Here is a 14,813-nt window from a genome sequence, read left to right as displayed (position 1 = left end):
GCATGAGTCGCTCCTCCACGCCGGGATCCCCGGCCGGACGTCCGGCCACACCGCGCGGTGACCGTACGCGTTCGTACGGCTACGCGGGCGAGTCCGACCTGGACGAGGTCTCTCTCGACCCGGCTCTGGTGACCACACCGGGCCACGGTGGGGTCGGCGTCTTCCAGGCACCCCGCCCGCTGCAGCGGCGGGCACCCGTGGAGCCCGTCCCCGCCGACGGCACGGACATCGACTCCCCCTTCCTGGACCTGTTCGGCGGCGCCGGCCCGACGCGGTCCACGCCGACGCGTCCACCCGCCCGCGAGCACCCCGCGATTCCGCATCAGCCCGCCGCCGTCGACCCGGGCGACCCCGGCGTTCCGCCGGCACGGCGGCAACCGGCCGTCCCGGCCCCGCCGACCGCGCGGGTCCAGCCGTCGCGGCCACCGTCCACACCGGTCGAGCCGCGACCGCAGGGCATCGGATGGTCGACGGGCGAGCAGCCGACGGTCGCCCCGCCCCGGAGCCGGTCCGGCTGGGCCACCGACCAGCAGTCGACGCTCGCCCCGCCCGACGCCCACCCCGATCGGGTCGCCGGGGAGCAGCCGGTCGCGGAGCCCCCGGCGCCGGTCGAGCCGCCGCCGGTCCCCGAGCCGTACGACGACGAGGTGGAGCCGCCCGCCCGCCCCGCCCGCGTCCCGCACCAGGCCCTCGACCGGTTCCCGGCGCTCCGTACCGCGACGGACGAGCCCGGCGCCACCGGCCCGGCCACCACCGGGCCGCGACAGCGCCGGGCCGGTGAGCACCTGCCCGACCGGACGGGCACGCGGGACGTGACACCGCCCCGGCAGCGCTCCGCCAGCCGGCGGGACCGCCCGACCAAGCCGGTCCGGGTCAAGGCACCGAAGATCAAGTTCGGCGACCGGGACCCGGCGGTCGAGCTGGCGATCACCGAGATCGCCGGTCACCTCACCTTCACGCCGAACACGGTCACCGCCTGGTACTGGCTGCCGGAGGTGCGGTGGGCGTTCCGCCCGGACGCCGAGCGGGAGGCACTGCTCTCGGCCATCAGCGAGCAGTACGCCGGGCTGGCCGGGTTCCGGCTGCACCTGCGGCGGACCACCCGCCCCTTCCCGGCCGACGAGTGGGCCCGCACCATCGACGCGCACACCGCCTCGCCACTGCCCGACGTACCCGGCACGCCGGGCTGGGGGGACCACCTCGTGGCGGCCCAACGCCACCTGATGTCGGTCAACCACGCCGAGGGACAGACGTACCTGGGGGTCACCTTCGCCCGGCGGTCGCTGGGCGACTCGCTGGTGGAGCGGATGCTGCGCACCTTCGGCCGCGGCGTGGCCGAGGGCGAGCGGCGCAAGCTCGGCCGCACCGTCGAGCAGTTCGACGAGGTGCTGGGCGCCTTCGGCATGCGCGGCCGACGGGTCACGGCGCAGGAACTGGAGTGGCTGCTCTACCGCTCGGTGGCGCTCTGCATGGCACCGCCCGGTCAGCTCTCCCCGGTCACCGACGGGCGCTGGGAACGCGGTGACCTGCTCGCCCTGACCGAGCAGGTGGAGCGGTACCGCACCCCGTACGGTTCGACGGTCAAGCTGGTCAACCGGATGACCGGCGAGGAGCGGCACGTCGCGGTGCTGGCCGTGGGCCGGATGGAGCCGCTGGAGATCCCCGAGCGGCACGAGCCCTGGCTGCACTTCCATGAGCGGCTGCCGTGGCCGATGGAGCTGTCGAGCCGGGTCGACATCCTGGGCTCCGGCGACTCCTTCCGCAACCTGGAGCACCGGCTGCGGATGATCCGCTCCCAGCAGCTCGACTACGCCGAGCACGGCATCGACGCCCCGCCCGAGCTCGAACGCCTCGCCAAGCGGGCGCTGGTGATCGGCGACGAGATGACCACCGGGCTGCCCGTCGATTCCGCCCGCGCACACGGCTGGCACCGGATCGCGGTGGGCGGCCGGACCCGGGAGGAGTGCCTCGAACGCGCCCGCCGCCTGATCCAGCTCTACTCCCGGGAGCTGCGGATCTCCCTCCAGCATCCGAAGAACCAGGACTGGCTGGCCCGCGAGTTCATCCCCGGCGAGCCCGTCGCCAACACCGGCTACGTGCGGCGGATGCCGGTCCACCTCCTCGCCGCAGCCCTCCCGCAGGCCGCCTCCACCGTGGGCGACCGACGTGGTGACCTCATCGGTCGTACGGCGGGCACCTGCCGCCGGCCGGTCTTCCTCGACCTGCACTTCCCGATGGAGGTCCGGGAGCGCTCCGGGCTGGCGGTCTTCGTGGCCGAGCCGGGCGGCGGCAAGTCCACCCTGCTCGGCGCCCTCGGCTACCTGGCCGCACGGCGCGGCGTCCAGGTGACGCTGCTCGACCCGTCCGGCCCGTTGGCCCGGCTCTGCGCCATGCCGGAGCTGGCGCCGTACGCGCGGGTGCTCAACCTGACCGGTTCGGAGCACGGCACGCTCGCTCCGTACTCGCTGATCCCCACCCCGCTGCGCAGCGAGTTCGCGGCCGGAGCGGCGGGCGACCGGGAGTTCGAGATCGCGGTCTCCAACGCCCGCGCCGAACGCCGCATGCTCGTGCAGGACATCTGCATGATGCTGGTGCCGCCGCAGGTGGCCCGCGAGGCGTCCACCGCCACCCTCTTCCGCCACGCCGTACGCCAGGTGCCGGCCGAGGAGACGTCCACGCTGGACGACGTGGTGACCTGCCTCGGGCAACTCGACGACGACGCCGGCCGGGAACTGGCCAACCTCCTGCTGGACACCGCCGAGATGCCGCTCGCGATGCTGTTCTTCGGCAGCCCGCCGGAAGGGCTGCTGGGCCCCGACGCCGCACTGACCGTGATCACCATGGCCGGGCTGCGCCTGCCCGACCTGAAGATCGAGCGCGAGTACTGGTCGGCCGAGGAGGCACTCGCCCTCCCCATGCTGCACACCGCCCACCGCCTCGCCGTCCGCCGCTGCTACGGCGGTTCGATGTCGTCCCGGAAGCTGGTGGGCCTCGACGAGGCGCACTTCATGGAGGGGTGGCGCTCCGGCCGGTCGTTCCTGGTCCGGCTCGCCCGCGACTCCCGCAAGTGGAACCTCGCGGCGCTCGTCGCCTCACAGAACCCGAAGGACATCCTCGGCCTCGACGTGCAGAACCTGGTCTCCACCGTGTTCGTCGGCCGGATCGCCGAGGACGCCGAGATCGCCTCCGAGGCCCTGCGCCTGCTGCGGGTTCCGGTCAACGACGGGTACGAGGCGACCCTCGCCTCCCTGTCCACCGCCGACGCCACGTCGGCCGCCCGGCTGGGATTCCGCGAGTTCGTCATGCGGGACGTCGACGGGCGGGTGCAGAAGGTCCGGGTCGACGTCTCGTACGTCGACGGGCTGCTCGACCACCTGGACACCACGCCGGCGGCGGTCGCCGCCGCGGCCGGGGTGCTGCCGTCCGTCGCACCTGAACTGGAGGCGTGAGGTGGCCGGGGCCCGGGCTCGGACAGCGGCACTCCTGCTCGCCCTCGGCATCCTGGCCGGAGCCACGATCGGCTGGCCGGCGGTCGGCGCGTCGGCCGCCCCGGCGGCACCGCTGACGGCCCGAGCTCCGAGCGACCTCTGCACCACCCAGGAGTGGCAGGCCGACTTCCGTGCCTGCGTGGCGCGCCTCGAAGAGGTGGCCGAGGACGAGGTCACCTGCCGCAACGCCCCGACCCCAACCGCCCCGGATTCCGGCATCGCCGGTTGGTTCGCCTCCCGCCCGGAATCCGCGAAGCAGCCCGGGCCGAAGGGCTTCTACAGCGACTACGGCTACGCCGGATACAGCTACACCACGTACGACGTCGACACCGGTTGCGCGACCGCGGTGCTGCATCCGGACTACAAGTTCACCAACACCGTTGCGAACGGTGAATTCATGATCGCCACAGCGATCGTCGGCGCTTCGAACGCCCTGCGGGAGCGGGCCTGGGACCCGCGGTCGATGTGGGGGTGGGCGGATCCGCTGGTGGACCAGGCGACGAAGGCCGTCTACCAGAAGGTCTTCAGCGTCTTCGGCATCGTCACGCTCTGCGTGGTCGGTCTCTACCTGCTCTGGCGCTCCCGCCAGTCGGACATGAGCAACGCGATGACGACCGCCGGATGGGCGCTGCTGGTCATGGTCGCGGTGACGGCCCTGGCCGCGTGGCCGGTGAAGTCCGCCAACGTCGCGGACGGCACCCTGATAACCACCCTCGGGGTCGTCCACGACGCCGTCGGCCCGTCCTCGAAGGACATTCCGCCGGACAAGTGCGTTTTGCCGAATCCTGAAGCTTGCGTCGACAAGCGACCGCCGGCCGTGCGCGCTAGTGACACTGCCACCGAGGCGATGCTCTACCGAAACTGGCTGCGGGGCGTGCTGGGTTCGGCCGACAGTGAGACCGCCAAGAAATACGGCCGCGCACTCTACGACGCAAAATCCCTGTCCTGGGATGAGGCAGAGAGGCTCCGGTCCAACCCGGCAACGCGAGAGCTGACCATCAAGGTTAAGCAGCAGCAGTGGGCCCGCGTCGCGCAGCAGATAAAGACGGAGGACCCTGAGGCGTACGAGTATCTCCAAGGGGTCCGGGACATGGACCGCGTGGGGGCCGGTTTCATCGCGGTGCTCGCCGCGCTGCTCTTCGCGATGTTCGACCTGACCGCCTCGGTGCTGGTGCTACTGGGCTTCCTGATCTTCCGGTGGGCGGTGATCGCCGCACCGATCCTCGGCACGGTGGGGCTGTTGCGGCCGGCCAGCGCCGGCTTGCGCCGGCTCGGCAACGCCGTCGTCGCCGCGATCTTCAACATCGCCATCTTCGGCACCGGCGCCGCGATCTACCTGTTCGCGGTCGACCTCATCATGAGCACGCCGACCCTGCCCGGCTGGTTGCAGGTCGTCCTGGTGTGGCTCTGCGGTGTGGTCGGCTGGCTGCTGCTGCGCCCGTACCGGCGGATCACGCAGCTCGGCGGCAAGGACAGCAGCGAGGCGGTCAGCTCCGCCGGTTCCTGGCACCGGCGGTTCTTCCGCGACATGCGCACGGCAGCCCGGCTGGACGTCGCCGAGCCCGGCGGCACCGCCGAACCGACGATGGGCCGGCGCCGGCCGGTCGTCGCGGAACAGACCACCCTGCGACCGGAGGCCCGGCGCGAGGATCCGGTGCACGCCGGCGACCGTGGGAACCGCCCGGACGGCCGGGAACGGCCCGACGAGTCGGCGGCGTCACCGGAGGAGCGGGCCGGCGGCGGCCGGCCGCCGGTCGCCCCGCGGCAGCGACGGCAGCCGTCCGCCTGGACGGAGCCGGACGTCCCGGAGGAGAGCCCGTCCTTCGTGGTCTACCGGCCCGGCTCGACCGACGCCGTCCCCGAGCGCAGCACCCCCCGGATCCGCTCCGAGGCCCGGTGACGCGGTGCGACGGGCGGTCGAGTCTCTCCTCACCCGGGTGCTCCGGTCCCGGCTCGGCATCGCGCTCGCTCTCGCCGTGGTCGTGTTCGGCGTCATCGGCGCCGCCCGGCTGGTCGCCGGCCCACCGGATCCGGGGGTCGGGCTCAGCAACCGCCCGGACCGGCCGATCACGACCGTGCCACCAACCGCCGGCGACGACGGGGCGATCGCGACCGGGGCGCCGCCCACGCCGGTCACCCGGGCCGGCGAACTGACGCCGGAGCAGGCCACCGACCGGTTCGTCGCCGCCTGGCGCGGGCGACCGGGCCTTACCGCCGACCAGTGGCACGCCGGCCTGCGGCCGCTGTCCACACCGACGCTGACCGAGAAGCTCGCCGGCGCGGATCCGGCCGGCGTCCCCGTCGGCCGGGTGGCCGGTGAGCCGGCGGTCCAACCGCGGTCGGAGACCTTCGTCGAGGTGCTGGTGCCGTTCGACACCGGTCGGCTCCGGCTCGAGCTGGTGGCGCCGGACGGGCGATGGCTGGTGGACGCGGTGGACTGGGAGCAGGAATGAGCGACGGAACCCGACCCCACCGCCGTCTCCGTGCCGGCGCGCTGGCCGCCGCGCTCACCGCGACCCTCGCACTGCTCTGCTGCACCGGCGGGGCCGGCGCCTTCTTCCTCACCGAGCTGGGCGGGGACGGCGGCGACCAACTGCGGCTGACGAGCCAGGACTGCACCGGCGACTTCCGCGTCGAGATCACCGGCCAGATGCCCCGGATGTCACAGTACGGGGAGGTCCAACTCCGCAACGCCGCGCGCATCATCAAGGTCGGCCAGGAGATGAAGGTCCCACCGCGCGGGTGGGTGATCGCGGTCGCGACCGCGATGCAGGAGTCGCGGCTGCGCAACCTCGCCAACCCGACGGTGCCCGGCTCGCAGACCCGCCCGAACGAGGGTGTCGGCTCCGACCACGACTCGGTCGGCCTGTTCCAGCAGCGGGCGAGCTGGGGCACGGTCGACCAGCGGATGACGCCGGAGTACGCCGCCCGCAAGTTCTACGAGAAGCTGCTCCAGGTGCCCGGCTGGGAGCGGATGCCACTGACCCGGGCGGCACAGGCCGTCCAGATCAGCGCCTTCCCGGACGCGTACGCCAAGCACGAGACGCTCGCGTCGACCATCGTCAACGCGCTGGCCGGCGGTGCGGCGCGGACCGTACCGGTCGGCGGCGGTCAGGCCTGCGACGCGGCGGCCGCCGGCCGGATCGCCGCCTCCGGCTGGACCGCCCCGATCCCCGGCGGCGTCGGCTCCGGCTTCCGCACCGCGGACCGCCCGGCACACAACGGGGTGGACATCGCCGCGCCGAAGGGCACGCTGATCCGGGCCGCCGCCACCGGGCGGGTGCTGGTCTCCCGCTGCGACCCGGACCGGGCCGGCCGACTGAGCTGCGACGTGGACGGCTGGCCGGACAAGGGCGGCTGCGGCTGGTTCGTCGACATCCTGCACGCCGGCGATTTCGTGACCCGCTACTGCCATCTGGTCACCAAGCCCCGGGTCCGGGTCGGCCAGACGGTGGCGGCCGGCGAGGTCATCGGCCAGGTCGGCAGCAGCGGCAACTCGTCCGGGCCGCACCTGCACTTCGAGGTGCACACCGACGGCGACCGCAGCAGCCGCAGCGCCATCGACCCGGTCCCGTTCATGCGGGACCGGGGGGCGCCGCTGCGGGGGGCGGAATGAGGCGCTTACCGTCATGACGGACCCGCTGCCCGACCCCTTCGCGGGCCAGCCGGACTGGGCACCGCTGCCGCCCCGACCGATCGAGATCGTGCCCGCCACCGCCCGGGTGGGCCTGCGGGGGCGCCGCGTGCTCGTCGGGCTACCCGGCCTGGGCTGGCGGGGTGACCTCCGGGCCGACGACCGCGTGGTGCAGGGCAGCCGCACCTACGTGCCGGTCATCCCGGAGCACGAGTGGTACCGGGCGGAGGCCGACCAGGTGGAGGTCTTCGCGCCGCTGGTGCCCGTCGACCGGGTCTGGGTGGAGACCGTCGGGGCGCGCCGCGATCCGGCCAGGCGGGAGGCCGACCGCCTCGTGTCGCTGGACGCACCGGCGCACCGCGCCCCGACACCGGTCTTCGAGGCGGACGCCGTCGCCGGCCGGCGGGTCGTGCACGTGGTCGACTCGGTCGAGCACCGGGACCTGCGGGCGGTCACCGAGACCTACTCGGGCGCCGAGGGGGACATCTGCGTGCGCATCACCCGGGAGGTCGAGTGGTACCGGTGGGCCTGGCGCGGCCAGTCACCCACCACCTTGGAGGTGCCAGTCCATCTCCTGTGGGTCGAGTGAGCAATCAAGTAGCCCTCCGGCCACCGCAGACTCGCCAATCATCGGTGAGGCGAGTGTTGAACTGCCACGGCTGACGGTCAGTCTGGGCAATGCCGTCGACATAGGCGGAGATGACGAGCTCCACCTCGACAACTGCTTGGTCACCCTCACTGCGAACCAGGAGGCTCCCCCAGCTGACCGAGATATCAGTGGAAAAACGCTCCTCCCGCGAAACAAGGTCACCTCGCAGAGCCTGCAGCTCAGCTACGGAAGCACCATCGCGGCATGTGAATGCAGCGGCCCGTGCGTCGTTTCGGTCCACAAGAAACGCGTGAAGATAGCCGCTGACCACCACGTCGGGCGCGCTGCGGTCCGGGGCGGTCGCGCGGTCGTACAGCACGTAGCCGGCGGCGAGCCCGCCCAGTAGCAGAGCCACGAACACCGCGGCGGTGACGGTGAGGATCGTGCGGACCCGGCGGCGCGGCGGGATCGGCGCCGGCGCGAGGGGCGGGGGCGCCAGCTGGTCGGAGGGGGGCCGCTGCGCCGGCACGCGGGAGACCTGGGAACCGGCGGGGGGCTGCACTGATTCCACCCCCTGAGGCTAGCGGCTGGCGCCGGGAGACCCAATGCCCCAGATTTCGCGGATCGTGACGGACCCCTCCCCTCCGGTGACATCCACAACAAACACCGGCGCACCGCCGCTGTGCGTCCGCCGGGAGTGGGTGATCCTGGGTTACCGTCTCTGCGCGGGGAGGGGTTGCCGACCTCGCGCAGAGGGGGTGGACACGGTGGCCGGTGCGAGGACACGGGCGAGCCGGGCCGCCGCCCTGCACCGTCGGGCCGCCGCCACCGCGATCGCCGCCGTCGACGTCCTGGACGGCATCCGTCCCGTGCCCGCCGACCACGGCCGCCAGTACGAGCTGGCCGACCGGCTGCGTACGGCCGCCGCCCTGCTGGCGCCGGGCTGGGCGGGTGCGGCGCTGGACACGCTCGCACCGTCCACTCCGGCAGGGGAGGGCCCGCCGTCCTTCGTGCGGGTCGGCACGGCGGCCCCGCTCGACGACGCCCGGTTTCCCGCCCTGGTGCCGTTGATCGGCACGGGGAACCTGGCGATCGACACCGACGCCCGGGATCCCCGGGTCGCGGGGCTGCTGCGGGCCGTACTGCTGCGGCTGTTGGCGGCCACGCCCGCCGGGTCGCTGCTGGTCCGCGCGGTGGACGGGACGGGTACGGCGCTGGCGCCGTTCGCGGCGCTCGCGGACGCCGGGATCCTGCCGCCACCGGCGACGGACGTCGCCGGCCTGCGCGCGGTGCTGACCGAGGCGGAGCAGTGGGTGGCGCCTGGAGCGAGCGGCCGCCGCCGGCACGACCGGGTCCTCCTGCTGGTGATCGCCGCGCTGCCCGAGCCGACCGGCTCCACCGACCTCGCGCGGATCGAGACGCTCGCCGAGCAGGGCCGTTCCAGCGGTCTGCACCTGCTGGTGGCGGGCTGGCCGGCCGGCCGCCGGCCGGTGCCGCGCGCCACGCCCCTCGCGATCCGCACCGCCTACGCCCTCCTCGGGGACCCGCCGGGCGCGTCGTTCGCCGGCCCACGCGCCCCGGCCGAGGCGCATCCCGACCGGGCCGGCACCGCGGGCACCGAGGGCCCGGGCAGGGCGGACGGTGACCCGCCGGGCGGCCTGAACTCACCGGTCTTCGTCGAGCCGGACCCGCCGCCCGATCTCGTCGGGACGGTCTGCCGCCGGCTGGCCGACCAGGTCGAGGCGGGCTCGCGGCTGGCGTTGGCCGACCTCCTCCCGGGCCAGGATGAGGCCTTGTGGACGGCGACCTCGGTGGGCGGCCTGTCGACGACGGTCGGTGATGCCGGCGGCCGGCCGGTGTCCCTGGGTTTCACCGAGCTCACCCCACACTGGCTGGTCAGCGGGCGCTCCGGCGCCGGCCGGTCGACCTTCCTCACCACCGCCCTGCTCGGCCTGACCGCCCGGTACGGCCCGGAGGAACTGGTCCTTTACCTCGCCGACCTCGGCGGCGGCGAGTCCTTCGTGGAGTTCCTGCAGACCGAGCGGGACCGCTCGTGGATCCCCCAGGTGCGCGCCGCCGCGATGGCGGCCGACCGGGAGTACGTGCTGGACCTGCTCGATCTCCTGGTGGCCGAGGTACGCCGCCGGGAGGACGCCGGTGCCCGGGCCGGCGGGCAGCGGTTCGCCGAGTTGCGCCAGCACCGGGAGCTGCCCCGGATCGTCTGCGTGGTCGACAACCTGCCGCTGCTCCTCGCCGGGCGGGACCGGATCGCGGCCGAGGCCGCCGCCCGGCTCGACGCGGTGGCCCGCGCCGGCCGGTCGTACGGGGTGCACCTGGTCCTGGCCGGTGAGGGCGACCTGGGCCTGGGGAGCCGGACGGACCGGGACTCGGTGCTCGGGCAGTTCCCGGTGCGGGTGGCGCTGCCGGGCGGCGGCGCGGTGCTCGAACCGACCAACGACTCGGCCGCCGGGCTGCCGGTGGGCAGTGCGGTCGTGAACACCGCGGGTGGGCTCGGCGGCCCCCGGGGTGCCATCCGCGGGCACGAGCGGGTGGTCCGCTTCCCCGATCCGCAGGACCACCCCGACGTGGTGGAGGCGCTGCGGCACCGGCTGTGGGACGCCCGCCCGGAGCGGGCCGCGCCGCCCGTGGTGTTCGCCGGGTACGCGCGCCCGTTGCTGCGCAACGATCCCCGGTACCGGACGGCGCTCGGCGGCGGGGCACCGGGGCCGGCCGCCCTCCTGGGGCGGGCGTTGGACGTGACGCGATCGACGGTGGCGGTGCCGCTGGGCCCCTCACCGGGGCGCAACCTGGCCGTGCTGGGGCCGGGGCCGGAGTCGGCCGGGCTGCTGGTCACCGCTGCCCGTAGTGTCGCCGCCCACCACCCACCGGGCGCCGCTCACTTCGTGCTGGTGATCCCGGACGACGACGCCCGTCCGCTGGCCGAGGCGCTCGCCGCCGAACTGGCCGAACGGCACCCGGTCGAGACGGTCGACCGCGCCGGCCTGCTCGACGTTCTCGACGCGACCGGGCCGGCCTACGTGGTCGCCTTCGATCTGGACGGCCCGCCGGGGCAGCTCGCGCCGGAGCGGCTGGGCGTGCTGCTGCGGGAGGGACCGCCGGCCGGCCGGCACCTGCTGGGCCGGTGGCGCACCGTGCCGTCGTTCGCGGCCCTGCTGGAGCCGGAGCGCGAGGTGACCAAGGTCACTGCGGTGGCCACGGTGGACGTGCCCGGGGCGCAGCTCGCGACGGTGTTCGGCCGCGCGGTCGAGTGGCGCCCCCGGCCGGCCCGGGCGGTGCTCTGGGACGGTCCGGGTGAGCAGGGCACGGTCCTGGTCCCGTTCGCGCTGGACGGAGCACCGGCATGAGTCGCGCGCGTACCCACGCCGCTGGCCCCGGGCGCCAGCGGACCACCGACGGCACCGCACCCGCCGACGTCGCGCCCACCGGCGCCGCCGGCGGTCCGGTCACCACCGCCTGGACGGAGTACCTCGCGGCGACCCGGCAACTGGACGGGGTCCGCCGGGACGCGGCCACCGCCGCGGGCGAGCAGGCCCACGCGGTCCAGGCCGCCCGCGAGGAGCTGGCGACGGTACGCACGCGCCTGGCAGCGCAGGAGGCGCGGCTGCGCGAGGCCGGTGTACCGCCGATCTCGCTGGTGCCGACACCGCCGGAGCTGACGGAGGCGACCCGGTCGATGGCGAGTGGGCCCGCGGCCGTGCTGGCGGCGCTGCGGATGGCCGGCAGCCGTGCGGACGCGGCGGACGCGGCGCTGGCCGCGCGTGGGCTGGTCGGCGCGGCGGGTTGGCCCACCGCGGCGCGCAACCTGCTGGTGTACGCGCCACTGGCCCTGCTGGTGCCGCTGGTCCAGGTGGTGCTGCTCGTGGTGACCGGGCCGGGCCCGGTGACCCTCGCCGCGCTGGTCGTCGGGCTGCCGATGCCGGCGGTGGCGTTCGCCGCGGGGTGGCTGGGGGTCGGGCGGCTCTTCCCGGCCGGGCCCGGTGGGCGGGCGGACCGCACGGCCCGGCTGGGCGCGCTGGTCTGCCTGGTGCCGGCGGTGCTGGTCAGCGCCGTTCTTCTGCTCGCGCTCCTGGCCGGCTGAGCTGAGCCCGCCACCCCACCGTCGTCGACGGCATTGGCGGGCGGCCCGCCGTTGACCGGCGGCCGGTCAGCGGGAGTTGATCAGAGCCATCGCTTCGGCGCGGGACTTCGCGTCGCGCTGGAGAGTGCCGCGCACCGCGGACGTGATGGTCTGGGCGCCCGACTTCTGGATGCCGCGCATGGCCATGCACATGTGTTCGCACTCGAGGACGACGATCACGCCGCGCGGGTCGAGCCGCTCCATGAGCAGGTCGGCAATCTGCGACGTGAGCCGCTCCTGCACCTGGGGCCGGCGGGCGAAGACCTCGACCAGCCGGGCCAGCTTGGACAGGCCGGTGATCCGGCCGTCCGGGCCGGGGATGTAGCCGATGTGGGCGCTGCCCCGGAACGGCAGCAGGTGGTGCTCGCAGAGGCTCATCACGTCGATGTCCCGGACGAGGACCAGCTCCTCGTGGTTGGCCTCGAAGGTGGTGGTGAGCACCTGCGCCGGGTCGACGCGGAGGCCGGCGAACAGCTCGGCGTACGCGCGGGCGACCCGGGCGGGCGTCTGCTGGAGCCCGTCGCGGTCCGGGTCCTCCCCGACCGCGATCAGGATCTCGCGGACCGCCTTCTCGATCCGGGCGAGGTCCATCGTGTCCTCGATCGGGCGGCCGGTGAGCTTGCCGCTGATCAGCCGGGCGGCGACGTAGTCCATGGCGTCGTCGTCGGGTTCCGTGGCGGAGGCGGCCAGCCCCCGGTGGGGGCTGGCCGCCGTCTCGTCGGTGCTCAGTGCGTACCGTCCGAGTTGTTCGAGGCCGGGCCGCCTCCGACGGAGGCACCGTCGGCCTGGGCCTGCGCCTTGAGCGCCTCCTTCTCGGACGGGGTCAGCACCGGCGGCTCGGTGGAGGGCTGGCGCTTGCCGAAGCCGTTGTACGGGGCCATCGGCGGGCGCTTCGCCACCCGGGCGCAGATGCGGGCCATGTCGGCGGTGGAGAGGGTCTCCTTCTCCATCAGCTCGAGCACGATGTTGTCCAGGACGTCCCGGTACTCGACCAGGATCTCCCAGGCCTCGTCGTGCGCCAGCTCGATCAGCGCCCGCATCTCGGCGTCGATCTCGGCGGCCACCGCGTCGGAGTAGTCCCGCTCGTGGCCCATGTTGCGGCCGAGGAACGGCTCGTCGCCGCTGGTGCCGTACTTGATGGCGCCGAGCTTGGAACTCATGCCGTACTGGGTGATCATCGCTCGGGCCAGCTGGGTGGCCTTCTCGATGTCGTTGCCGGCGCCGGTGGTGGGCTCGTGGAACACCAGTTCCTCGGCGGCCCGGCCGCCCAGCGCGTACGCCAGGGTGTCGACCATCTCGGCGCGGGTCTGGGTGTACTTGTCCTCGGTGGGCAGGACCAGGGTGTGGCCCAGCGACCGGCCGCGGGACAGGATCGTCACCTTGTGCACCGGCGCGGCGTGCGGCAGCGCCCAGGCGACCAGCGCGTGCCCACCCTCGTGGTACGCGGTGATCTTCTTCTCCTGGTCGCTCATCACCCGCGTGCGCCGCTGCGGGCCGGCGATCACCCGGTCGATCGACTCCTCCAGCGAGTCGTTGGTGATCGCCCGCTGGTCCTTACGGGCGGTGAGCAGCGCGGCCTCGTTGATCACGTTGGCCAGGTCGGCGCCGCTGAAGCCCGGGGTCCGCCGCGCCACGGAGTCGAGGTCGACGTCCGGGGTGAACGGCTTGCCCTTGGCGTGCACCCGCAGGATGGCCTTGCGGCCCTCCATGTCCGGCGCGTCCACCGGGATCTGCCGGTCGAAGCGGCCCGGCCGCAGCAGGGCCGGGTCGAGGATGTCCGGCCGGTTGGTGGCGGCGATCAGGATCACGCCGCCCTTGGTGTCGAAGCCGTCCATCTCGACGAGCAGCTGGTTGAGGGTCTGCTCGCGCTCGTCGTGGCCGCCGCCCATGCCGGCGCCGCGGTGGCGGCCGACCGCGTCGATCTCGTCGACGAAGACGATCGCCGGGGCGTTCGCCTTGGCCTGCTCGAAGAGGTCACGGACGCGGCTGGCGCCGACACCCACGAACATCTCCACGAAGTCGGAGCCGGAGATCGAGTAGAACGGAACCCCCGCCTCGCCGGCGACGGCGCGGGCGAGCAGCGTCTTACCGGTGCCGGGAGGGCCGAAGAGCAGCACACCCTTCGGGATCTTGGCACCGAGCGCCTGGTACTTCGCCGGGTTCTGCAGGAAGTCCTTGATCTCGTGCAGCTCCTCGACGGCCTCCTCGGCGCCGGCCACGTCCGCGAACGTGGTCTTCGGCGTGTCCTTGGTGATCATCTTGGCCTTGGACTTGCCGAAGTTGAGCACCCGGGAGCCGCCGCCCTGCATCTGCGACATGAAGAACAGCAGCAGCAGGACGAGCAGGGCGATGGGGAGCAGGTTGACCAGCAGGCTCACCCAGATGCTGTCGGACGACACCTTGACGTCGGCCGGGCCGGTGACCCGGTTGTTCGCCTTGGCCTCGAGGACCTCGTTCCAGACCTCGTCGCCGACCTCGTACGGGAACTGCGCCTCGATCCGGTCGGTGGTGGTGTCGCCGAACTTGACCTTTTCGGCCAGGTCGAGCTGGATCGTCTGTTCCTTGTCCTGGAAGACGACCTTATTGATCTTGGGGTTGCCGGTGTTGAGCTGGTCGAGCGCAACGGAAGTGTCCACCCGGTGGTAGCTGGGACCAGCGGTGAACAGCTGACTGAGCACAACGGCGCCGAGGATGACCAGGATGATCCAGACCACCGGTCGGCGGAAGAAACGCGTACGTTCCATACTGTTGTCGAGCGCCGTGACGCCCGCATCCTCCTGATCGACGTCCTGACCGTCTGATGGTGTCGCCGCCAGCGCGGCGGCCGAGCCGCCGTGCGGGCCGGCATCGACCCCGGGGCGCCGAATCGCGCCGCGGTCATTCGACGGTACACCGTGCACGCGAGGTATGAGCTTGCCAGCCGGGCACTTACGCGCAGGGCGAACCGGGGTTTCAAGCCGGCGC

At 73.6% G+C, this 14,813-nt stretch carries 10 protein-coding genes; 7 read left to right on the top strand and 3 right to left on the bottom strand.

What is annotated here, in order from left to right:
- Positions 1 to 2: 2 nt before the first annotated feature.
- The 5 genes from GKC29_RS06220 to GKC29_RS06200 are packed head-to-tail and all read left to right on the top strand — an operon-like array spanning position 3 to position 7,711.
- Positions 3 to 3,449, top strand: coding sequence for an ATP-binding protein (locus GKC29_RS06220; protein WP_155329902.1), 3,447 nt, complete (start codon positions 3 to 5; stop codon positions 3,447 to 3,449).
- Position 3,450: 1 nt separating this feature from the next.
- Positions 3,451 to 5,388 carry an MFS transporter gene (locus GKC29_RS06215; RefSeq protein WP_155329901.1) on the top strand — a complete coding sequence of 646 codons (1,938 nt, stop codon included), beginning with the start codon at positions 3,451 to 3,453 and terminating at the stop codon, positions 5,386 to 5,388.
- A gap of 4 nt (positions 5,389 to 5,392) precedes the next feature.
- Positions 5,393 to 5,941 carry a hypothetical protein gene (locus tag GKC29_RS06210; protein ID WP_155329900.1) on the top strand — a complete coding sequence of 183 codons (549 nt, stop codon included), beginning with the start codon at positions 5,393 to 5,395 and terminating at the stop codon, positions 5,939 to 5,941.
- Entirely contained in the window at positions 5,938 to 7,104 is a 1,167-nt protein-coding gene (locus tag GKC29_RS06205; protein WP_155329899.1) for a M23 family metallopeptidase, read from the top strand. The genes GKC29_RS06210 and GKC29_RS06205 overlap by 4 nt, the downstream gene beginning before the upstream one ends.
- 13 nt (positions 7,105 to 7,117) lie before the next feature.
- Entirely contained in the window at positions 7,118 to 7,711 is a 594-nt protein-coding gene (locus GKC29_RS06200; protein ID WP_155329898.1) for a hypothetical protein, read from the top strand.
- 4 nt (positions 7,712 to 7,715) lie between these two features.
- On the opposite strand, the gene GKC29_RS06195 is transcribed toward GKC29_RS06200, so the two are convergent.
- Complete coding sequence (locus tag GKC29_RS06195) at positions 7,716 to 8,273, bottom strand: hypothetical protein (RefSeq protein WP_155334013.1); 558 nt, start codon at positions 8,271 to 8,273, stop codon at positions 7,716 to 7,718.
- A gap of 196 nt (positions 8,274 to 8,469) precedes the next feature.
- Between GKC29_RS06195 and GKC29_RS06190 the strand changes: the two genes are divergently transcribed.
- Both GKC29_RS06190 and GKC29_RS06185 read left to right on the top strand, forming a co-directional pair.
- Positions 8,470 to 11,076: an FtsK/SpoIIIE domain-containing protein gene (locus GKC29_RS06190; protein ID WP_155329897.1), complete on the top strand. Its 2,607-nt coding sequence runs from the start codon at positions 8,470 to 8,472 to the stop codon at positions 11,074 to 11,076.
- Positions 11,073 to 11,810 (top strand): hypothetical protein, encoded by a 738-nt coding sequence (locus GKC29_RS06185; RefSeq protein ID WP_230688939.1) that lies wholly within the window; start codon positions 11,073 to 11,075, stop codon positions 11,808 to 11,810. Before GKC29_RS06190 ends, GKC29_RS06185 begins: the two co-directional genes overlap by 4 nt.
- A gap of 66 nt (positions 11,811 to 11,876) precedes the next feature.
- Here GKC29_RS06185 and folE read toward each other — a convergent pair whose 3' ends face one another.
- Positions 11,877 to 12,539, bottom strand: a complete 663-nt coding sequence (gene folE / locus GKC29_RS06180) for a GTP cyclohydrolase I FolE (RefSeq protein WP_155329896.1) — start codon at positions 12,537 to 12,539, stop codon at positions 11,877 to 11,879.
- A 35-nt stretch (positions 12,540 to 12,574) separates the two neighbouring features.
- A complete protein-coding gene (gene ftsH / locus GKC29_RS06175) occupies positions 12,575 to 14,593 on the bottom strand; it encodes an ATP-dependent zinc metalloprotease FtsH (RefSeq protein ID WP_155329895.1) in 2,019 nt (672 codons plus the stop codon).
- Positions 14,594 to 14,813: the final 220 nt, after the last annotated feature.

The sequence above is a fragment of the Micromonospora sp. WMMC415 genome (assembly GCF_009707425.1).
In the GTDB taxonomy this organism is placed as follows: Bacteria; Actinomycetota; Actinomycetes; order Mycobacteriales; family Micromonosporaceae; genus Micromonospora.
Note: the sequence above shows the minus strand (reverse complement) of the source record. Positions and strands in the feature narration are given on the sequence as shown.

Excerpts from the sequence above, each read along its gene's own strand:
- ftsH (WP_155329895.1), bottom strand. The coding sequence starts at position 14,593 with ATGGAACGTACGCGTTTCTTCCGCCGACCGGTGGTCTGGATCATCCTG.
- GKC29_RS06200 (WP_155329898.1), top strand. The coding sequence starts at position 7,118 with ATGACGGACCCGCTGCCCGACCCCTTCGCGGGCCAGCCGGACTGGGCA.
- GKC29_RS06205 (WP_155329899.1), top strand. The coding sequence starts at position 5,938 with ATGAGCGACGGAACCCGACCCCACCGCCGTCTCCGTGCCGGCGCGCTG.
- GKC29_RS06220 (WP_155329902.1), top strand. The coding sequence starts at position 3 with ATGAGTCGCTCCTCCACGCCGGGATCCCCGGCCGGACGTCCGGCCACA.
- GKC29_RS06185 (WP_230688939.1), top strand. The coding sequence starts at position 11,073 with ATGAGTCGCGCGCGTACCCACGCCGCTGGCCCCGGGCGCCAGCGGACC.